Annotated in this window: 20 protein-coding genes; 8 read left to right on the plus strand and 12 right to left on the minus strand. The window is 59.1% G+C overall.

All coding sequences use genetic code 11. The annotated features are described in order from the left end of the window. Window positions 1-184 precede the first annotated feature (184 nt). Window positions 185-436 (plus strand): DUF2934 domain-containing protein, encoded by a 252-nt coding sequence (locus GH784_RS09995; protein ID WP_065704340.1) that lies wholly within the window; start codon window positions 185-187, stop codon window positions 434-436. A 68-nt stretch (window positions 437-504) separates the two neighbouring features. Here GH784_RS09995 and GH784_RS10000 read toward each other — a convergent pair whose 3' ends face one another. Continuing rightward, on the minus strand, window positions 505-1308 hold the full coding sequence (locus GH784_RS10000) for an SH3 domain-containing protein (RefSeq protein ID WP_003511225.1): 804 nt from the start codon (window positions 1306-1308) through the stop codon (window positions 505-507). 258 nt (window positions 1309-1566) lie between these two features. On the opposite strand from GH784_RS10000, the gene ubiG reads away from it, so the two are divergent. Continuing rightward, window positions 1567-2313 (plus strand): bifunctional 2-polyprenyl-6-hydroxyphenol methylase/3-demethylubiquinol 3-O-methyltransferase UbiG, encoded by a 747-nt coding sequence (ubiG, locus tag GH784_RS10005; RefSeq protein WP_026330704.1) that lies wholly within the window; start codon window positions 1567-1569, stop codon window positions 2311-2313. Window positions 2314-2395: 82 nt separating this feature from the next. Here ubiG and GH784_RS10010 read toward each other — a convergent pair whose 3' ends face one another. From GH784_RS10010 to GH784_RS10025, 4 genes are read right to left on the minus strand one after another with little or no spacing between them, the layout of a single operon-like run. After that, complete coding sequence (locus GH784_RS10010; RefSeq protein ID WP_065704342.1) at window positions 2396-2824, minus strand: DUF1178 family protein; 429 nt, start codon at window positions 2822-2824, stop codon at window positions 2396-2398. Then, on the minus strand, window positions 2821-3672 hold the full coding sequence (locus GH784_RS10015; RefSeq protein WP_003511228.1) for a carbon-nitrogen hydrolase family protein: 852 nt from the start codon (window positions 3670-3672) through the stop codon (window positions 2821-2823). Before GH784_RS10015 ends, GH784_RS10010 begins: the two co-directional genes overlap by 4 nt. 29 nt (window positions 3673-3701) lie before the next feature. Next, window positions 3702-3956, minus strand: coding sequence for a glutaredoxin 3 (grxC, locus tag GH784_RS10020; RefSeq protein WP_003511229.1), 255 nt, complete (start codon window positions 3954-3956; stop codon window positions 3702-3704). A 60-nt stretch (window positions 3957-4016) separates the two neighbouring features. Continuing rightward, the gene (locus GH784_RS10025; RefSeq protein ID WP_376909369.1) at window positions 4017-4751 is read right to left on the minus strand and encodes a ComF family protein; all 735 of its coding nucleotides are present in this window, start codon (window positions 4749-4751) and stop codon (window positions 4017-4019) included. A gap of 201 nt (window positions 4752-4952) precedes the next feature. Between GH784_RS10025 and GH784_RS10030 the strand changes: the two genes are divergently transcribed. Next, on the plus strand, window positions 4953-5834 hold the full coding sequence (locus tag GH784_RS10030) for a methyltransferase domain-containing protein (protein WP_065704534.1): 882 nt from the start codon (window positions 4953-4955) through the stop codon (window positions 5832-5834). 17 nt (window positions 5835-5851) lie between these two features. Here the strand turns inward: GH784_RS10030 and GH784_RS10035 are convergent, their stop codons facing one another. The 6 genes from GH784_RS10035 to GH784_RS10060 form a co-directional block, all read right to left on the minus strand. Next, entirely contained in the window at window positions 5852-6043 is a 192-nt protein-coding gene (locus GH784_RS10035; RefSeq protein ID WP_153793397.1) for a Flp family type IVb pilin, read from the minus strand. 94 nt (window positions 6044-6137) lie between these two features. After that, window positions 6138-6452, minus strand: a complete 315-nt coding sequence (locus GH784_RS10040; RefSeq protein WP_003511234.1) for a hypothetical protein — start codon at window positions 6450-6452, stop codon at window positions 6138-6140. Window positions 6453-6614: 162 nt separating this feature from the next. Continuing rightward, window positions 6615-7028 carry an 8-oxo-dGTP diphosphatase MutT gene (gene mutT / locus GH784_RS10045; RefSeq protein WP_065704347.1) on the minus strand — a complete coding sequence of 138 codons (414 nt, stop codon included), beginning with the start codon at window positions 7026-7028 and terminating at the stop codon, window positions 6615-6617. Continuing rightward, window positions 7025-7801, minus strand: coding sequence for a GNAT family N-acetyltransferase (locus GH784_RS10050; RefSeq protein ID WP_013761724.1), 777 nt, complete (start codon window positions 7799-7801; stop codon window positions 7025-7027). Before GH784_RS10050 ends, mutT begins: the two co-directional genes overlap by 4 nt. Before the next feature lie 18 nt (window positions 7802-7819). Beyond that, window positions 7820-9061 (minus strand): bifunctional glutamate N-acetyltransferase/amino-acid acetyltransferase ArgJ, encoded by a 1242-nt coding sequence (gene argJ / locus GH784_RS10055; RefSeq protein ID WP_065704349.1) that lies wholly within the window; start codon window positions 9059-9061, stop codon window positions 7820-7822. Window positions 9062-9153: 92 nt separating this feature from the next. Then, window positions 9154-10017 (minus strand): peptidylprolyl isomerase, encoded by an 864-nt coding sequence (locus tag GH784_RS10060; RefSeq protein ID WP_013761725.1) that lies wholly within the window; start codon window positions 10015-10017, stop codon window positions 9154-9156. 243 nt (window positions 10018-10260) lie between these two features. Here GH784_RS10060 and secA point away from each other — a divergent pair, with 243 nt between their 5' ends. The 5 genes from secA to GH784_RS10085 all read left to right on the plus strand — a co-directional run bounded on the left by secA (window position 10261) and on the right by GH784_RS10085 (window position 18049). Continuing rightward, window positions 10261-12969, plus strand: a complete 2709-nt coding sequence (gene secA / locus GH784_RS10065) for a preprotein translocase subunit SecA (protein ID WP_065659718.1) — start codon at window positions 10261-10263, stop codon at window positions 12967-12969. A gap of 149 nt (window positions 12970-13118) precedes the next feature. Next, window positions 13119-14012 (plus strand): DMT family transporter, encoded by an 894-nt coding sequence (locus GH784_RS10070; RefSeq protein WP_065704351.1) that lies wholly within the window; start codon window positions 13119-13121, stop codon window positions 14010-14012. Window positions 14013-14093: 81 nt separating this feature from the next. Then, window positions 14094-15296, plus strand: coding sequence for an acyltransferase family protein (locus GH784_RS10075; RefSeq protein ID WP_080801467.1), 1203 nt, complete (start codon window positions 14094-14096; stop codon window positions 15294-15296). Between the two features lie 57 nt (window positions 15297-15353). Then, window positions 15354-16769, plus strand: a complete 1416-nt coding sequence (gene uppV, locus GH784_RS10080) for a Wzx-type polysaccharide biosynthesis protein UppV (RefSeq protein WP_003511244.1) — start codon at window positions 15354-15356, stop codon at window positions 16767-16769. 8 nt (window positions 16770-16777) lie between these two features. Continuing rightward, on the plus strand, window positions 16778-18049 hold the full coding sequence (locus tag GH784_RS10085; protein ID WP_003511245.1) for a GNAT family N-acetyltransferase: 1272 nt from the start codon (window positions 16778-16780) through the stop codon (window positions 18047-18049). A 63-nt stretch (window positions 18050-18112) separates the two neighbouring features. On the opposite strand, the gene uppQ is transcribed toward GH784_RS10085, so the two are convergent. After that, on the minus strand, window positions 18113-18754 hold the full coding sequence (gene uppQ, locus GH784_RS10090; protein WP_003511246.1) for a polysaccharide biosynthesis GNAT family N-acetyltransferase UppQ: 642 nt from the start codon (window positions 18752-18754) through the stop codon (window positions 18113-18115). Window positions 18755-19040: the final 286 nt, after the last annotated feature.

A 19040-nucleotide genomic window follows, 5' to 3' on the forward strand; every position in this document is an offset into this window, starting at 1 on the left:
CCGCTTTCACCCGCGTAAAATGCCTGAAATCCGCTTTCGCAATGCAGCATGTTTGCTTGACGCCCGGAAAATCATGGCATGTAATGGAGTTTGAAATGCCGGCATTGATTCCTGTCGAGCGTGTGCCGGACCAAGCGGAATGTCGCCTTGTCAAAGGCGTTGTCAACAGCAACGGGAGACGAGCATGCAGGTTTCGGAACAAGAGTGGATCAGCAAACGGGCCTATACACTTTGGGAAAAGGAAGGCCATCCTCATGGCCGTGACGCGGACCATTGGGAACAGGCAAAGCATGAATTTTCGCTGCTGAAGACGTCGGAGGCGACCAAGCCTGCCCAGCGCAAGAAAGCAGCGCCGAAGACCGCTGCTGCGGAGCCGGAGGCACAAGCCCCCGCAAAATCCAAGGCCCGCGCACGCAAGGCCGCAACCGCGAAATAAAAGTACTCTCGTGACAATCTGAACCGGCAAATGAAAAGCCCGACGAAATCTCGCCGGGCTTTGTCTGTTTATCGCGGATCGCAACCGGGATCACCGACCCGGCAACCGCCCTGAAAGTTTTCCGAAGCGGGCGCGCGGCGTGGATCATCCCACTGGCGGCGCTCCGGACGACGCTGGCCTTCGTCCTGATTTGGTTGGCGATCGCGATTGCGGTCGCGATTTTCTTCCTCGAACCGAGGACGGTCACCATCTCGACGCGGCCTGTCCTGGTTTCCATCGCCCCGGTTTCTGTCACCCTGGTTCCAGTCGCCGTAACGGCGCTCCCAGCGGCCATCATTCGGTCCACCGCCCTGACGCGGATCGCGCCATTCATCCCGGCGGCCATCACGCCATTCGTCGCGCGGACGCGGGCGTTCCCAGTCACCGCGCGGCGGCGGAGGCGCAGCATTCCAGTAACCGCCTGATGGCGGCGGACGACGCCAGCGGTCACGCTCGCGGTAGAAGTCACGGTCACGATAATAACGGTCCCAATAACGACCGGCTTCGAAGGTGATCACGGGAACGCCGAGATCGCGGTAATAACGCGGCTCAACGTAGACCCGGTTCTGCCTGAACGTCGTCTGGATGTAACGACCGGCGACCCAACCACGACCGCTGACGAAAGAGACGTCGCACCACGGCGTATCGGACAGGCAGCCATGTACCGTCAATGGTGCGCCGACCGGGATCACGACCACGGCCGGATAGGCTGTGCTCGGACCGGAGCGCATATTCACATTCGCGGTGGCAAAGCCGCGAGTCGCAGCTTCGGCAAGGGCCGGCGCGGCGAGCATGGCCACCAGCGCAATTGCGCCAAACAGTTTTTTCTTCACTTACTTCTCCTCAAGCAAAAGCCCGCTTTGCCCTTGTCGGCGTCCATCGATTTCGATGGACGAGCATGCGTTCCACATACTGCCATGACTGGAAAATACGCCGTGTTCCATGAACGCAGCATGAAACAAATTGCAACCCGTTTCAGTTCCACCTGCGGCAATGAAGCACCCGGGAATTTGCCGACGGAATGTGCCGCCGGTCTTGACTTCGGGGATCAATCATCCGACTTCAATGCAACAGCAATATGGAGCATAACCATGAGCGAAACCGCACAGACGACCGTCGACCAGAGCGAAGTGGATCGCTTCTCCGCGATGGCTGCGGAATGGTGGAGCCCGACGGGCAAGTTCCGGCCGCTGCACAAATTCAACCCGGTGCGGCTTGAATATATCCGCAACCGCATCTGCGATAATTTCGGCCGCGACCCGAAGGCGCACCGCCCGCTTGAAGGGCTGCGTGTGCTGGATATCGGCTGCGGCGGCGGCCTGCTTTCCGAACCCGTGGCGCGCATGGGCGCGGACGTGGTGGGCGCCGACCCTTCAGAAAAGAATATCGGCATCGCCTCCACCCACGCCCGTGAAAGCGGTGTCAGCGTCGACTACCGCGCCGTGACCGCCGAACAGTTGCTGGAGGCGGGCGAAACCTTCGACGTCGTCCTCAACATGGAAGTGGTCGAGCATGTGGCCAATGTCGATCTCTTCGTCACCACCTGCGCGAAAATGGTGCGCCCCGGCGGGCTGATGTTCGCCGCCACCATCAACCGCACGCTGAAAGCCCGCGCGCTCGCGATCTTCGCCGCCGAAAACGTATTGCGCTGGCTGCCGCGCGGCACCCACCAATATGAGAAGCTGGTTCGCCCGGATGAGCTTGAACGGCCGCTGGTGGCCAGCGGCATGGATATCGTCCACCGTACCGGCGTCTTCTACAACGTATTGCAGGACCGCTGGAACCTCTCGCCGGACATGGAAGTCAACTACATGATGCTGGCGAAAAGACCCGCATAAAGCCAGCGCACCCAATTCGCCGGTCATGAACGACGGATGACGTCGCCCTAAGTGGTGGACGTCATCAAAATCGTAGGCAAACTCAATTCACATCATCGGGCAGCACCGGCAACGGTGCAATCTCGATGCCCTCGTCAATCAGGGCCTTCGCGTCCTGGGCAGACGCGTGGCCGATGATGCCGCGTTCGTCGGCCTCGCCATAATGGATCTTGCGGGCTTCTTCGGGAAATTTATCGCCGACATCTTCCGCATTCGCGCGGATATTGGCGACCGCTTCGCGGATTTTTGCGAGCGCCTCTTTTCTGGCCGCGTCCATGGCGAGCGTCTGGCGTTCGTCTTTTTTGCGGGCGGTGGAGACCGAAGGCGCCATCAGAAGTTTGGAAACCTGCGGGGAATTGCACATCGGGCAGGACAGGAAGCCGCGCTGCAACTGATTGTCGAAATCGTCGCTTCCGGAAAACCAGCCTTCGAACTCATGGCCCTTTTCACAGGCCAACGCATAACGGATCACGCCGCCTCACCTCCAGCAGGAATAACCGTGTCCAGTCCGAACTCGCGGGCATTGCGCAGATTGGGGATTTTCCCGCGCGCGGCAGCCACGAGAGACGTGTCGATCTCTGCGAAAATGATCTCTTCCCCGGCGCCACCGGCCATTGCCAGCACCTTGCCCCAGGGGTCGATGATGATGGAATGGCCGAACGTGACCCGCCCGTCCTCATGCAGGCCGGCCTGTGCGGCGGCAATGACGAAAGCGCCGTTTTCAATGGCGCGGGCACGCAGCAGAATTTCCCAGTGGGCTTCCCCTGTCTGGCGGGTGAAGGCGGCCGGAACCGTCAGAACCTCGGCGCCGGCGAGTGCCTCCGCCCGGAAAAGCTGCGGGAAGCGCACATCGTAGCAGATCGCAAAGCCGAATTTCCCCAGTGGCAACTCAGCAACGCGAGCGACAGCGCCGGGTTCGTAAGCCGCACTTTCGCGCCAGCTTTCGCCATTGTCGAGATCGACATCGAACATATGGATCTTGTCATAGCTGCAGATACGCGAACCGTCAGGCGCAAACAGAAAACCGCGATTGGCAATCTTGCCATCCGGGCGGGCAATCGCTGTCGAGCCGACATGGACATGGATGCCGAGTTCGCGTGCCAGCCGCGCGGCGGTCGCAACGATGATATCGCCATCGTCGTCACGCAGCTGGGCGCGAAGCGCCTGCCTGTCCTTCTGGAGAGCGCCGGTCATTTCCGGCGTCTGAACATAGACAGCGCCCGCAGCCGCAGCAACACGTACCAGGCGCTCCATATCGGCGGCATTTTTCACCGTATCGACACCCGAGCGCATCTGAATGGCGGCAGCCTTGAAAATCATCACGTCCTCCGTATCGAAAATCGAGCCGATTAAGCGGCAAGCATAACGTCGAGTTTGCCAGCACGCTCCAGTGCATGTAGATCGTCGCAACCGCCGATATGCTGGCCGTTGATGAAGATTTGCGGGAAGGTCGTTCCGCCGGATTTCTCGATCATTTCCTGCCGGTACTCCGGCGTCGTCGTCGCGTTATATTCGGCGTAATCGACGCCCTTGCTGTCCAGCAACGCCTTGGCGCGCGCGCAATAACCACAAAAATCCCGTGTATAGATCGTTACCGGTGCCATGTATTTCGAAGCCTCGCAAACGTGTGCTGAAACGCACGATATCCTCGTTTCATTCAGGCTTCATATAGGACCGGAAATGGCCATTGCAAAGGTCAAAACGGTCACATCCGTAGCACCCGCCTTCCGCAAGACGCGACTTGCCGCGCCCACCGTCGCACCAGTGGTATAAACATCATCCACCAGCACCACTCGCTTGCCATAAACATCGGTTTTTCGGCCGGGCGCTATTGCAAAAGCACCCCGCACATTGTCCTGCCGGGCAAGCGCTGAAAGCCCCACCTGCCGCTCGGTCGGCTTCACGCGCAACAGCGTGCCGGCAAGCAGCGGTTTGCCGGTGGCCTTGGCCAGATGCCGTGCGAGCTCAGCGGACTGGTTGAAACGGCGACGCCAGAAGCGGTGGCGATGCAGCGGAACCGGCAAGATACAGTCGCAGCTATCAACCGTTCCGTCGCTTGCCCGCAGCATCCACAGCGCCATGAAACGCGCAAGATCGGTCCGGTCCTGATATTTCAGCCGGTGTACGAGTTTACGCGCGGTTCCCTCATGGCTGGCAACAGCACGCAAACGGTCGAAAGGCGGTGGGTCGGCGATGGCTTGTGCGCTCACAATACCCGCGCCGTGATCCCGGGCGAAGGGGATACCCAGAACCTCGCAAAAAGGCCGATCGATAAAGGCCACATCCCGCCAGCAATCCGCACACAGGGCACCCTCGCCGCCGGTCATGCGGGAACACCCTGCGCAAGTGGGAGGATAGACCATGCGGAAGGCCGAGTGCAACACGCTGCGTGCCGCCATCGAAACCGTCGCGGACTTCGACAGCAATCCCGAAAACAAATCTTCACCAGCGCCCATGAGGTTGACTTTAGCGCCGAACGGGTGCCTTTGCGAGAGAGATATGTTTCGGCCTCTGACCGGAAAAACAATGCCCGAAGCGGCATGACAGCAACGATGCGGCCCGCCGATCCCAAAGGCGCTACAGGCCGAGCAGGCACGACGATGGATATTCTCTTTGACCAGGCCCTGATCGAACAAAATCGCCGCCGGGCGTGGAACCGGCGTGACGACAAGGCCCTGTTTCTTCTCGACATGGCCGCCGACGAGTTTGCCGACAGGCTCGCCATCGTCGAGCGCCGTTTCGAGACCGCAATCGAACTGCACGGCGGGACGGGCATCACCGCCCGGCGTGTGACTGAGACGGGCAAGGTGGAATCCATCCGCCGTATCGAGACGGATACCTCCTTTGCGACGGATGGGAATCTGCCGCAGGTGGCCTCCATGGAGCATCTGCCGCTCGAAGAAGCCTCCGCCAATCTCATTGTTTCCCCGCTTGCCCTCCACCTCACCAACGACACCCCCGGTGCGTTGATCCAGATAAGGCGGGCGTTAAAGCCGGACGGGCTGTTTCTCGGAGCCATTCCCGGCAGCGGCACATTGCAGGAACTGCGCGACGTGCTGTTGACGGCAGAAGCCGAGTTGACCGGCGGCGCCAGCCCGCGCGTCATTCCCTTTGCCGATGTGCGCGATGTTGGCGCACTGTTGCAGCGTGCCGGTTTTGCGCTTCCCGTCACCGACGCGGAAACTTATACGGTGCGTTACGACTCGATTTTTCCGCTGATGCGCGATCTGCGCGCCATGGGCATGGCCAATCCGCTGGCAAGCCGCAGCAGAAAACCGCTCAATCGCGCTTTTTTCCTGCGGGCAGCGGAGCTTTACGCCGAACGTTATTCCGATCCGGACGGGCGGATCAGAGCCACGTTTTCCATCATCTATGTCTCAGGCTGGGCACCGCACGAGAGCCAGCAGAAACCGCTGAAACCTGGTTCCGCCAAAATGCGCCTTGCCGATGCCTTGAAGACGACCGAAGTCAAGCTTTCCTGATAGGCGTAGCGCAGGCCTCAGATGTTGGCAAAAGTATCGGCGAGGAACTGGAATACAGCATTGATGTTGCTGCCGATGGTGGCTCCGCCACCGATGATGGTGGCGGAAATAACGCCGACGATCAGGCCGTATTCGACTGCGGTCGCGCCGTTTTCGTCTTTAAAGAAACGAATAAAACAATGCAGCACGGGATATTCTCCATCCGCCATCCGGTGATTACGCTAACCGGCATTATATATTGCTAAAATCGAATTTATACTATGCCACGGGCATGAGGAATCCGTTACCGATGATGGTAAACGATCAGCAACCGCTCTCGCTGCTATAGCCCGTCACGACACAGGGCATCTCGGGCATCGGCTGGGTTATACTGCGGCGGATGGAATAGGTCTTGCCGGCATCGGTCTTCTTGATGGAGCCGGTGCTTATCATGTCGTAATTGTCGGAGAACTGCGCGACGCGCGTTGATGATTTTCCGGCAAGCATGGGGGTGACTATCAAGGAAAGAGCAATCACAGCCGTCCCGAAAAGCAGCGCGACATTAAGAACGCCGGTGCGACGGGATTTGTTGGAGTAAGACTGACGACCTTCCACCGTCTTCCAGAAATCCTCGTTCATAGCCAACCTCATACGCGCAGTTTACCGCTTCTTTAGCTTAACAATCTGCCAGAGGGTGCTGAACGATCTGTTAACACAGCCTCGTTTTGGCACGGTAAAGCGGAGTTACGGGATGTTTTCAACAGGCTGCGCGAGGGGATGGAACCCGCCAGGTAGGTCGCTTTAAATCAAATCCTGAAGGAAGGGGATGAGCGGCTCGTCGGCCGGCGGCATCGGATAATCACGCAGAGCCTGCGGCTTTACCCATTTAATTGCCTGTCCTTCGCGCCCATGGGCCATGCCTTCATAACGACGGCACACGTAAAGCGGCATCAGCAGGTGAAAAGTCTCGTAGGTATGGCTGGCGAACGTCAGCGGCGCAAGGCAGGCTATCTTGGTCTTGATACCCAGCTCCTCGTCCAGCTCGCGGACAAGGGTCTCCTCCGGTGTTTCGCCTTGTTCCACCTTGCCGCCTGGAAATTCCCACAGGCCGGCAAGCGACTTGCCCTCAGGTCGTTGCGCCAGAAGAATACGGCCGTCCTGATCGAGAAGGGCGCAGGCGGCAACCAGCAGGATTTTTTTGCCCGCTTCGCTCATTCTTCACCAGCCTTGCGCCAGTAGCGATAGGAATAGGCCTCGGTGAAGCCGAATTTTTCATAAAGTGCAATCGCGGGCGCATTTGTGGAGACGACCTGCAACCAGGCGCTTTTGGCGCCGCTGATGCGGGCCCAGCGCAGTGCTGACGCCAGCAGCTGCGTGCCGAGGCCCTTTTTCCGCTGCGACTTCTCGACATCGAGGGAAAGAATGCCGGCAAGATCGTTATCCTGCACGCAGATAACGGTGGCAAGTGCGCTGCCCCCTGCTTCTTCGTTGATGAACAGGCCAAGGGTCGGCTTGATCGAACTGAGGATTTCAGCGATCGCCGGGCGCAGGGTCGGGTCGCCATCGCTGACCTTGATGCTCGCCTCGACAAAACGGCCAATATCGTGGCTCGGCAGGCTGACCAGCGTTTCCGGCAGTTCCATGCCAGCGAGATCGGCCGTCATGACCTTGACCTCCTCAACCATGGACCAGCCGTCCTTTACCAGAAAATCCTTGAGCTGCGGCGGCATCAGCGTCGTTTCGCGCACCACCAGCGGACGGCCGAAATCCTCGAAGCGCTTACGCGCCTTTTCCAGCCGCACCGCGCAGTTTCCATAATCGGAAGGATCGAGCGGCACCACGCAATTGATGCGTTTGGATGGATGCGACCCCGTCAGGCGGATTTGCCAGCTACCGTCATAAATCACCGACGAGGCCGGCCATGCCCGAAAGCTGACTGCTTCCAGACGGCGAACCAGCGGCAGATTGACGATTTTATTGTCCTGCATTCTCTTCGGCTCCAACGGTCAGCTCCGGTAGTCGCCGTTGATCGCAACATATTCCTTGGTCAGGTCGCACGTCCATACGGTGGCCTTGCCCTCACCGAGACCGATGTCAACCTTCACCGGGATGTCTTCCAGCCGCATCACGGCGGTGGTTTCCGCTTCCGAATAATCCGGATCGCGTTCGCCATTGACGGCAACGCGCACGCCGCCGAACCAGATGGCAAGGCGATCACGGTCGGCCATTTCACCGGATTTGCCCACAGCCATGACGACGCGACCCCAATTTGCATCTTCGCCGGCAACCGCGGTCTTCACCAGCGGTGAGTTGGCAATCGAAAGGGCGATCTTCTTGGCAGCGACATCGTTTTCCGCGCCGGTAACGGTGACTTCGACCATCTTGCGTGCGCCTTCGCCATCGCGAACCACCTGCAGGGCCAGATCTTTCAGGAGATCGTTCAAGGCGGCGCGGAAGGAGGAAAGCCGCTCGTCATCGGTGCGCGTCACCTTGACCTGACCGTCCTCAGCCGCCGCACCTGTCGCAAACAACATCAGCGTATCGGAGGTGGAGGTGTCGCTGTCAACAGTCACGGAATTGAAGGTCGGGCCGACACCGGCGGAAAGCAGTGATTGCAGCGCGGCCGGATCAATATCGGCATCCGTAACCACGAAAGAAAGCATCGTCGCCATATCGGGCGCGATCATGCCGGCACCCTTGGCGATACCGTTGATGGTGACCACGACACCGCCGATTTCGGCCGTGCGGGTCGCGACCTTGGGATAAGTGTCGGTCGTCATGATTGCCTTGGCGGCTTCCTGCCAGAAATCGGCTTCGGCCATGCCCTGCATGTCGCCCAGAACCCCGGCGAACTTGGTGGCATCAAGCGGCTCGCCGATTACGCCGGTCGATGCCAGAAACACTTCATTTTCAGAGCAGCCGACTGCAGCGGCTGCGGATTTCGCCGTCAATTCGGTCGCGGCCTTGCCTTTGACGCCGGTAAAGGCGTTTGCGTTACCGGAATTGACCACCACGGCGCGCGCCACGCCACCGCCGAGATTGGCGCGGCAGAAATCAACGGGGGCCGAGGGGCATTTCGATTTTGTGAAAACGCCAGCCACGCTTGCCGGCTTGTCGAACACCATCAACAGAACGTCGGTCCGGTTCTTGTACTTGATGCCGGCGGCAGCCGTCGCCATGCGAACACCACGCAGCGCGGGCATGTCGGGATAGGATTTCGGAGCGAGCGGGGAAACGGCAACGGACATGGGAAAGCGCCTGAGATTCTGGAAACGGGGAAGGTTTGAAAGTGCCTGAGATGAAGCGGGGCGGCCTGTGGCCGCCCCGTAACATGGTTTTATTACTGCTGCGGCTGTGCCTGCTGTTCCTTCGTGGCTTCGTCGTAGCCCTTCTTCAGCGTCTCATCCATGATTTCGATCTTCTGGTCAGCCTTTGCCTTCTCGATGAGGGCAACGTACTTGTCACGCATGACAAGCTGACGAACCTGCGGCTCGACCTGCTCGAAAGCCGGCGGCGGTGCGATGCGCTTGTCTTCCAGCTTGATGACGTGGAAGCCGAACTGTGTCTTGACAGGCGTCTTGGTGTAGGCGCCCTTTTCGAGACCGAAAGCGGCCTCTTCGAATTCCGGAACCATGCGGCCCTTGCCGAACCAGCCGAGATCGCCGCCATCATCCTTGTTGGAGTCGGTCGACTTTTCCTTGGCAAGTGCTGCGAAATCCTTGCCCGCATCAAGCTGCTTGATGACGTCCTTGGCTTCGTCTTCGCTTGCAACCAGAATATGGGCTGCCTTGATTTCTTCTTCCTTCGGCAAGGCTGCGACTTCCTTGTCGTAGCGCGCCTTCACCTCTTCATTGGTGACAGCGTCAACCACATGCTTGCGGAAATAGGCGTTGTGCAGCTCACGGTCCTGAATGAACTCCATGCGCTTCTTGAAGTCTTCGGTCTTTTCCAGACCTTCGGCGCTGGCATTCTTCACGAGAAGCTTGACGTCGATCGCGCCGGAAAGGGCTGCGACCTTTTTCTGCTCGTCGGGAAGCTGTGCGAGCTGCGGATCGAGATTGCCCATGGCAAGGTCGAGTTCGGACTGGTGGATTTCCAGATCGCCAACCTTGGCGACAACCTTGTCTTCCTGTGCAAAGGCAGGAAACTGGAGGCCGAGCGTGGCCACAATCACCGCAGCCGCAATTTTATTATAGCGCAACATTTTGAACCTTTCGGGGACAATGCCGGCTCCAGACATGGTTTCCGGCTCTGAAAAAACTTCCAAACACCGGATTGTGGCCATTCTGTAACGGGCAGAACCGTTGACATCATTTGCCCCCCCTCTTATCTGTCACGCAACCTCGCGTCCAGATACGTTGAAGGGCGAAGTCCGTCATTTGTTGCCTAAATCGGCGTGATGGAAAAAACCGCCTGCGAAAACGGAATTTCAGAAAGGGCCAGTAAGATGGTCAGCCTCGGCGGAATAGCCCGCAAATTGTTCGGTTCGGCAAATGAACGCCGCGTCCGCTCCTATAAAAGCAAGATCGCAGCCATCAATGCGCTGGAGGAAGCCACCAAGGCTCTTTCCGACGACGCGCTGGCGGCAAAGACGGCGGAGTTCCGCCAGCAGCTTGCGGACGGCAAATCGCTGGACGATCTGCTGATCCCGGCTTTTGCCGTCGCCCGCGAGGCGTCGCGCCGTGTTCTACACATGCGACCCTTTGATGTGCAGCTGACCGGTGCCATGATCCTGCACCAGGGCGCCATCGCCGAAATGAAGACCGGTGAAGGCAAGACGCTGGTGGCGACCCTTGCGGTCTACCTCAATGCGCTGGCCGGCAAGGGCGTGCATGTCGTTACCGTCAACGACTACCTCGCCCAGCGCGACGCGGCCACGATGAGCAAGCTCTACCGTTTCCTCGGTCTGACGACCGGTGTGATCGTACACGGGCTAGATGACGACCAGCGCCGCGAGGCCTATGGCTGCGACATCACCTACGCCACGAATAACGAGCTTGGCTTCGATTATCTGCGCGACAACATGAAATATGATCGCGCCCAGATGGTGCAGCGCGGCCACAACTACGCAATCGTCGACGAAGTGGACAGCATTCTGGTCGATGAGGCGCGCACGCCGCTTATCATCTCCGGCCCGCTGGACGACCGCTCCGATCTCTATAACACCATCGACGCCTTCATTCCGCTTCTGTCGCCGGAAGATTACGAAATCGATGAGAAGCAGCGTTCGGCCAACTTCTCCGAAGACGGCACCGAGAAGCTTGAAAACCTGCTGCGGCAGGCGGGCCTGCTCAAGGGCGAATCGCTTTACGACATCGAAAACGTCGCCATCGTTCACCACATCAACAATGCGCTGAAGGCCCACAAGCTCTTCACCCGCGACAAGGACTACATCGTCCGCAACGACGAAATCGTCATCATCGACGAATTCACCGGCCGCATGATGCCGGGCCGCCGTTATTCCGAAGGCCAGCACCAGGCGCTGGAAGCCAAGGAAAAGGTGCAGATCCAGCCGGAAAACCAGACGCTGTCTTCCGTCACCTTCCAGAACTACTTCCGCATGTATGCAAAGCTTGCCGGCATGACCGGTACGGCGTCGACGGAAGCGGAAGAGTTCGGCAACATCTACGGTCTCGACGTCATCGAGGTGCCGACCAACCTGCCGATCCAGCGTATCGACGAGGACGACGAGGTTTATCGTACCGGCGAAGAGAAGTTCCTTGCCATCATCGCCGAGATCAAGGCGGCGCATGATCGTGGTCAGCCGGTTCTCGTCGGCACGACCTCCATCGAGAAATCCGAGCTTCTGGCCCACATGCTGCGCCAGTCCGGCTTTACCGATTTCCAGGTTCTGAACGCCCGTTACCACGAGCAGGAAGCCTATATCGTTTCGCAGGCCGGTGTTCCCGGTGCGGTCACCATCGCCACCAACATGGCCGGTCGTGGTACGGACATCCAGCTCGGCGGCAACGTCGAGATGCGTCTGGAGCGCGAGCTGGAAGGCATGGAGCCGGGTCCGGAGCGTGATGCGAAGGAAGCGGCCATCCGCGCCGAGATCAAGGTTCTCAAGGAAAAGGCGCTTGCCGCCGGCGGTCTCTACGTCATCGCGACCGAGCGCCACGAAAGCCGCCGTATCGACAACCAGCTGCGTGGCCGTTCCGGCCGTCAGGGCGACCCCGGCCGCTCGAAATTCTATCTGTCGCTTCAGGACGACCTGATGCGCATCTTCGGTTCCGAGCGCATGGACAGCATGTTGCAGAAGCTCGGCCTGAAGGACGGCGAGGCCATCGTCCATCCGTGGATCAACAAGGCGCTGGAACGCGCCCAGAAGAAGGTCGAAGCCCGTAACTTCGAGACCCGCAAGAACCTGCTGAAATATGACGACGTGCTGAACGATCAGCGCAAGGTCATCTTCGAGCAGCGCCTCGAGCTGATGGAATCCGACAATATCGGTGAAACCGCAGCTGACATGCGCCACGAAGTGATCGAAGCGCTCGTCACCAAGCATATTCCTGAAAATGCCTATGCCGAACAGTGGGATATCTCCGGTCTCAAGGCCGGTATCGCCCAGTTCCTGAACCTCGACCTGCCGGTGGAGGAATGGGCGAAGGAAGAGGGCATCGCCGAGGACGACATTCTTCAGCGCGTTACCGAGGCCGCGGACAAATACGCCGCTGAACGTGCGGAACGTTTCGGCCCGGAGATCATGACCTATGTCGAGCGCTCGGTCGTGCTTCAGACAATCGACCATCTGTGGCGCGAACACATCGTCAACCTCGATCACCTTCGTTCCGTCGTCGGTTTCCGCGGTTACGCCCAGCGCGATCCATTGCAGGAATACAAGGCGGAAGCCTTCGAGCTGTTCCAGTCGCTGCTTACCAACCTGCGTGAAGCCGTCACCGCGCAGCTGATGCGCGTGGAACTGGTGCAGCAGGAACCGCAGCAGCCGGAGCTGCCGGAAATGACCGCGCATCACCTCGACCCCGTCACCGGGGAAGATGAGATGGCGCAGGGCGTGCCGGTCGCTTTCGTACCGGCCGAGGACCGCGACCCGAACAACCCCGCCACCTGGGGCCGTATCGGCCGCAACGAAATGTGCCCCTGCGGCTCGGGCAAGAAGTACAAGCACTGCCACGGCGTTTACGAACAGGCGTAAAAGGCCAGGGCTTTATGCCAGCAATCGATCGCCCGTAACCTGCGTTACGGGCGATTTTGTTTGGGCAGGATCATTGCTGCTGGTCGGGGTGTTGACTGGTATCGGCACTTTCCATATGGGAGCCGGATCATCCTGCGGAAACTGCTTTCATGGCCCCTCGCGATCTTGCCGCCTATATTTTTCTCGCGATTACGTGGGGCGTGTCTTTCCTGCTGCTTCTACATGTCGTCGCAGCCTTCGGCTGGATTGGCGCAGTCACGCTTCGCTCGCTCATAACCGCTGTAGCACTTTTTCTCATTGCGCGTGCGGCACGCCGGAAGCTGGTATTCTCCGCAAGCTGGCGCGCTTTCGCAATCGTCGGCGCAACGACGGTCGCCGGGCAACTAATCGGCCTGTCCTACGCGACGCCTCAGATCGGCACTGCGATGGCAGCCATATTGGTGGCGACCATCCCGCTTTTTTCAATGCTGATCTCGCAGATTTGGGGTCTGGAACGCCTGACGCGGCAGGGTATTGCCGGTCTCGTCATCGGCTTTGCCGGCATCGTCCTGCTCGTTGGTTTTCCCGCCGTTCCTGTCACATCCGGCTTTGTCATTGGCTGTGCTGCCGCTGTCGCCGCCTGCATCTGTGCCGCCTATGGCAGCAATTTTGCGAGCCTGCACCTCAAGGGGGTTGGATCCTGGGAAATAACCATCGGTTCCTTCCTGACAGGCGGCCTGATGACCTTACCGCTTCTTTTCGCTGTGCCCTTGCCCGGAACGCCCGATCTCGTCGATTACGGTTATCTTCTGATACAGGCGGTCGTCATGAGCGGCCTGACCTACATCACCTATTTCAAGCTGGTCTCCTCGATCGGCGCAACGAAGGCGATCAGCGTGGAATTTGCCGTCACCGTTGTGGCGGTGCTTGTTGGCGCCCTGGTGCTCGACGAACCCCTGTCGCTTCCCCAGCTGTTCGGTGCCGGCATCATCATTCTGGGCTGCGCACTGGTGCTTGACCTCATGCCCAAGAAAAAGGCCCCGCCCACCCCGTCGGGTGCATGAAGGGTTTATTAGCGTTTTCCACCAATAGTCGTGTTGATCGTTACGGATCAGGCGGGATCGCGTTCGTCACGCGAGGGGAAAATGCAACCGGGCAAATCAGACTATGAGCATTATTGGGACCCGTTGCGGGCACTCCTCATGCTGCTCGGCATACCCTATCACGCCTCCCTGCTCTACAGCTATGCTTTGCCCTGGGACATCAAGGATTTCGAGACCAGCCCAGTCCTGACCGCGCTTGGGGCAGCGCTCGTCACCTTCCGCATGCCTTCGTTTTTTCTGGTGGCCGGCTATTTTTCCACCATGGTCATCGGCAGGAAGGGCAAGATGCCATGGCTCAGACAGCGCTTCCTTCGCCTTGGCGTCCCTTTCATCGTGGCCGTGCTCCTGCTTGGGCCATCGCAGCTTTTCCTGCTGAAACTGGCGGGTATCGCCAAAGGTGATATTCCCGCCGACCGGCTGCTCGCGAACCTGCCGGATTTGCTGCTTCCGGGTGAGCAATGGATCATGCATCTATGGTTCCTACCCGCCCTTATCGCCTATTCGGGTCTGCTTGCCGGCCTGCTATTTCTGGCGGGGCGCCCGCCCCTCGCCTATGTAAGAGACTGGTTCGGCAGGATGCGGGGTCAATATCCAGCCGCGTTTTTCGCAGCGCTCTGCGCCTTCCCTGTTTTATGGGAGCTGACGGTTTATGGTTCGGGCCTGCTTGCTGGCAAAAATGGGAACAGCCTTCTCGTTCTCTATGAACGGGCCTCCGACCCTTACGCGCGTTACGTACCGTTCTTCCTTATCGGGGCTTTGCTTCATCGCGACCGGGCTCTTTTTCACCGCTTCCGCCAGACGGGCATCCTCACGGGCGTCATCGCGTTTGCCGGGATCGCGGCAGCGGTCACGCTGCGGTTGGAATATCCTTTTTCGAACTCGGCCCTGCTGGTACTCGTCTCCGCAATCGCCGCCGTGGCGGCAAGCCGTCTGCTGATCGACATCGCCTGCCGCTTTTTCGACCGGCCAAGCCGGCTTGCCAGGAGAATGACCGACGCTTCCTTCACCATCTACCTGGTTCACCACCCGCTGATTTATGCCTTCGGCACCCTCTTCATCCTGATCTCGCTGCCGCCGATCCTGGAATTCGCCATCATCGTCGTCGCCACCACGATAACGGCCTATCTGCTGCATCAGGCGATACGCCGTAGTCCGCTTGCCCTTTTTCTCTTCAACGGGATCCGCAAACCGAGGCAGGTGGCCAATATCGGCACACAGGTGCCTGTCTCCCAAACCCTTCGTTAATGATAAGGTGCTTATAATCCAGTTGCCTACTCAACTGGAAATGATGGCGTGTGGATTATGGCTATCCTCAACACGGCGGAAAAAGCCTTACCCGCAGGCCTGCGCGCTAAACTGGCGCCGCTGGGGGCAAAAATCGCCGTCGTCGTTTCCGGCAGAGACGATGTCTCCCGGGCCCAGCGCATGGCGCTCGTCGCCTTTGCGGTGCGCATCATCAGTGCCGGTATCGCTTTCATCTCCCAGATCATCCTTGCCCGCCTGATGGGCGAATTCGAATATGGCCTGTTCGCCTTTGTCTGGGTTCTGGTCATCCTGTTCGGCAACCTCTCCTGTCTCGGCTTTCACACCACCGTCATCCGCTTTTTGCCCGGCTACCGCCTGGAGGATGCCCACGACAAGATCATGGGTCTGACCTCGACAGCGCGCCTCTTCGCCATGCTTTCGGCCAGCGCGCTTGCATTTTTCGGTTTCGTCTTCCTGTATTTCTTCGGCGAGCGCATCTCCGCCTATTACCTCATTCCGGTTTCGCTGGCGCTTTTCACCCTGCCGATGGTGGCGCTTGGCGATGTGCTGAACGGGACAGCTCGTGCCAACGGCTGGGCGGTTTCAGCCCTCAGCCCCACCTATATCATCCGCCCGGTGCTGATCCTGCTGTTCATGCTGGTGGCGATCCGTCTCGGCGCGGAAAAAACCGCGACGACAGCGATGCTTGCGGCCCTTTTGGCCACCTATGTCACAACGCTTTTCCACTTCGTGTTCATGAACCGCCGGCTCAACCGGCATTTCCGCAGCGTTGCCCGCAGGGTGCATTTCCGTCCGTGGATACGGTTTGCCTTTCCGATGTTCCTGATCGACGGCATCGGTTTTTTGATGACCAATTCAGATGTAGTAATCGTCGGTCTATATCTGCCGCCGGATCAGGTCGGCATCTATTTTGCCGCGGCAAAAACCATCGTGCTGATGCAATTCGTGTTTTTTTCCGTGCAGGCGGCTGCGGCCCCACGTCTGGCCGCGCTCATTGCTGCCAATGACAGGCAGGGGCTGGCCGGGTTCGCCAGCCAGGCGGCGCGCTGGGCCTTCTGGCCATCGCTTGCCGTTGGCTGTCTCGTGCTTCTGGCAGGGCCGTTTCTGCTGTCCCTGTTCGGTCCCGGCTTCGTACAGGGTTACAAGCTGATGTTCTTCCTCTTTGCCGGCTTCCTCGCAAAAGCACTGATCGGCCCGGGAGAAACGCTGCTGAATATGGCCGGCAAACAAAAATTGTGCGTAGCTCTTTATATTATTATCTTCGGTTGTAACATTATACTCAACATGGTGTTGATTCCGGTCTATGGTCTGACAGGCGCTGCGGCAGCTGTCGCGATAGCAATGTGTATAGAAGCTGTGCTATTGCATATTGCCATTCGCCGCACACTCGGGATCGTCCTTTTTGCCTTCAACGATCCCCGGGCGGGTCAAGACACTGGGAAGGCGGTGTAACGATAAGCATGTCCAGCGACCCAAAGAATCCGGATTTTCAGGACCCGCGCATCGCTGCGCTGATGGCGTCTACGGAGCGTGACCGCCCCGTGGCCGACAGCAGCCGGCGCGTGGGACGCGACGGCCGCGAATTCTGCATCTATCCTGGCCGGCTCGGTTACGACATGCAGGAAGAACTCGACTTCCTGTCCAACCGCGTCATGGAGGCAAATGTCTTCTTCACAGGGCGGCTTCTTGCGCCCGCCATGCCGCGTATCGATGACAAGTCCGTTCGCTTCGCCCTTATTCGCGACGAGAACGGCGCTAGAAGCCGCATGCGCTTTCTGATGCCCTTCACGGTGGAAAAGCCGGGTTTTTCCATCGGTCCCTCCATCATCCGTGGCTGGGCCAACCCCTTCGGCCCTCTCGGTACACCGCTGGTCGATACCGAAGGTGCCGCAGAGACGCTCGACAATCTTTTCGATGCGCTTTCCGACCGGGAAATGCGCCTGCCGAATGTTCTGGTACTGCCGGATGTACGGCTTGAAGGGCCTTTTGCCCGGATGTTCAAGGCCATAGCAATCAGCCGCAACCTGCCGGTGACGACGACTGGTAACTATCAGCGGCCGATGCTGGAGAGCCTTCTAGACGGCGAAGCCTATCTGCGTAATTCACTTGCGCCACATCATTTGCGGGAAATGCGCAGGCAGTGGCGACAGCTCGAAAAACTCGGGGCCCTTTCCTACACCGTTACCCGGCAACCGAAGGACATACGCTACCGCATGGAGGAATTCCTGGCGCTGGAAGCGAGTGGCTGGAAAGGCCGCAAACGCAGCGCGCTGGTGAATGACCGCTATCGCGCAGCCTTCGCCCGCGAGGCAATCACAAATCTGGCCGAAGCGGATGCAGTGCGCATTCACACCATCGATCTCAATGGCAGTGCCATCGCCTCCATGATCGTCTTCATGACGGCTGGCGAGGCCTATACGTGGAAGACCGCCTTTGACGAATCCTATTCGCGGTTTTCACCCGGCAAACTTTTGGTGCAGAAACTGACCGACTGGCAGTTGGACGACGCCAATATTCTGCGCAGCGACAGCTGCGCAGTGCCCGATCATCCGATCATGAGCCGCTTCTGGCAGGAACGGCAGGAAATGGGCACTCTTGTCGTCGGGCTTGCGCAGAACAGCGACCGTGACGTGCGACAGGTTTCCACGCAGGTGGACATGTATCGCAACACCCGCAACCTCGCCCGCAGCCTGCGCCAGAAAATCCTCTCCTTCGGGCGCAAGAACAGTTAATCCCGAAGGATGCCGCAGCATCCTTCGGTTTGGTATCGGACTATGCACGGGGCTAACGCTGCGTCAGCGCGAGGCCGTCCGAATCATCTTGCACAATTGCGTCAGTGCGGCGTCATATCCGCCGCCGAGAATATCGACACAACGACGGGCAAGCTTGATCTGCTCGTTTCGCGACATGTCGTTATAGGCCTGTATGGCATTGCGCATGCCACCGGGCGATACCGGCCCCGTGTTGCCGGGGTTTCCAGGATTGCCCGGATTGCCGGGGTTCCCCGGATTGCCTGGCGAGCTGGAGCCGCCGATGCCAAGCCCGACACCAAGGCCAAGACCGCTCGATCCGCCCACATTCGCACCAACATTGGCATTGATGCCGCTGGAGCCGCCAACCGAAGCATTGGCGCCCGCACTGACACCGCTCGAGCCGCCGACGGATGCGTTGACATCCGCATTGACCCCGCTGCTGCCACCGACCGACGCGTTGACATCCGCGCCCAGTCCGCCACTGCTTCTGCCGCCGACATCAGCGCTGGCATTGACGCCATTGCTGCCACCAACGGAAGCGTCGACACCGAGCCCACCGCTGCCATTGCCGCCCACACTGGCATTCACCCCGTTCTCACCGCCAATCCCGATATCCAGCGCGTGGGCGTTGACCGGTAAAATCAGACAGGCAGACAGTAACAAATTGCGAGAAAGCGCCCTCATAATTTCCTCCTATGAGTTCTGGCTTCTCCCGCCCCGCGTGGAACTCCACGCAAACATCATAATTCAATTAGCAATTGTGTATATTCTAATTTATTAGTGGTATCTAATATTGCTTTAACGCCACAACCGTCGGTGTACCGATACGGGACGGACAAACGCCACTCTCCTTTCATCCCCGCCCGGTAAAAGCTCTGAAATGAAGGCTGCAAACGCACGTCATTAGACAGGAAAAATCAGCTTTGGGGTTGCACGCATGCCATTGGCCGTGATAGACGCCGTGGCATTA

Source organism: Agrobacterium tumefaciens, assembly GCF_009649785.1.
In the GTDB taxonomy this organism is placed as follows: domain Bacteria; phylum Pseudomonadota; class Alphaproteobacteria; order Rhizobiales; family Rhizobiaceae; genus Agrobacterium; species Agrobacterium tumefaciens.

Excerpts from the sequence above, each read along its gene's own strand:
- argJ (WP_065704349.1), bottom strand. The coding sequence starts at position 9,061 with ATGTCCGTTGCCGTTTCCCCGCTCGCTCCGAAATCCTATCCCGACATG.
- GH784_RS10015 (WP_003511228.1), bottom strand. The coding sequence starts at position 3,672 with ATGATTTTCAAGGCTGCCGCCATTCAGATGCGCTCGGGTGTCGATACG.
- GH784_RS10025 (WP_376909369.1), bottom strand. The coding sequence starts at position 4,751 with ATGGCGGCACGCAGCGTGTTGCACTCGGCCTTCCGCATGGTCTATCCT.
- uppV (WP_003511244.1), top strand. The coding sequence starts at position 15,354 with ATGGCTATCCTCAACACGGCGGAAAAAGCCTTACCCGCAGGCCTGCGC.
- GH784_RS10085 (WP_003511245.1), top strand. The coding sequence starts at position 16,778 with ATGTCCAGCGACCCAAAGAATCCGGATTTTCAGGACCCGCGCATCGCT.
- secA (WP_065659718.1), top strand. The coding sequence starts at position 10,261 with ATGGTCAGCCTCGGCGGAATAGCCCGCAAATTGTTCGGTTCGGCAAAT.
- GH784_RS10040 (WP_003511234.1), bottom strand. The coding sequence starts at position 6,452 with ATGAACGAGGATTTCTGGAAGACGGTGGAAGGTCGTCAGTCTTACTCC.
- GH784_RS10060 (WP_013761725.1), bottom strand. The coding sequence starts at position 10,017 with ATGTTGCGCTATAATAAAATTGCGGCTGCGGTGATTGTGGCCACGCTC.
- uppQ (WP_003511246.1), bottom strand. The coding sequence starts at position 18,754 with ATGAGGGCGCTTTCTCGCAATTTGTTACTGTCTGCCTGTCTGATTTTA.
- GH784_RS10035 (WP_153793397.1), bottom strand. The coding sequence starts at position 6,043 with ATGGCGGATGGAGAATATCCCGTGCTGCATTGTTTTATTCGTTTCTTT.
- GH784_RS10070 (WP_065704351.1), top strand. The coding sequence starts at position 13,119 with ATGGCCCCTCGCGATCTTGCCGCCTATATTTTTCTCGCGATTACGTGG.
- GH784_RS09995 (WP_065704340.1), top strand. The coding sequence starts at position 185 with ATGCAGGTTTCGGAACAAGAGTGGATCAGCAAACGGGCCTATACACTT.
- GH784_RS10050 (WP_013761724.1), bottom strand. The coding sequence starts at position 7,801 with ATGCAGGACAATAAAATCGTCAATCTGCCGCTGGTTCGCCGTCTGGAA.
- grxC (WP_003511229.1), bottom strand. The coding sequence starts at position 3,956 with ATGGCACCGGTAACGATCTATACACGGGATTTTTGTGGTTATTGCGCG.
- ubiG (WP_026330704.1), top strand. The coding sequence starts at position 1,567 with ATGAGCGAAACCGCACAGACGACCGTCGACCAGAGCGAAGTGGATCGC.
- mutT (WP_065704347.1), bottom strand. The coding sequence starts at position 7,028 with ATGAGCGAAGCGGGCAAAAAAATCCTGCTGGTTGCCGCCTGCGCCCTT.
- GH784_RS10075 (WP_080801467.1), top strand. The coding sequence starts at position 14,094 with ATGCAACCGGGCAAATCAGACTATGAGCATTATTGGGACCCGTTGCGG.
- GH784_RS10030 (WP_065704534.1), top strand. The coding sequence starts at position 4,953 with ATGGATATTCTCTTTGACCAGGCCCTGATCGAACAAAATCGCCGCCGG.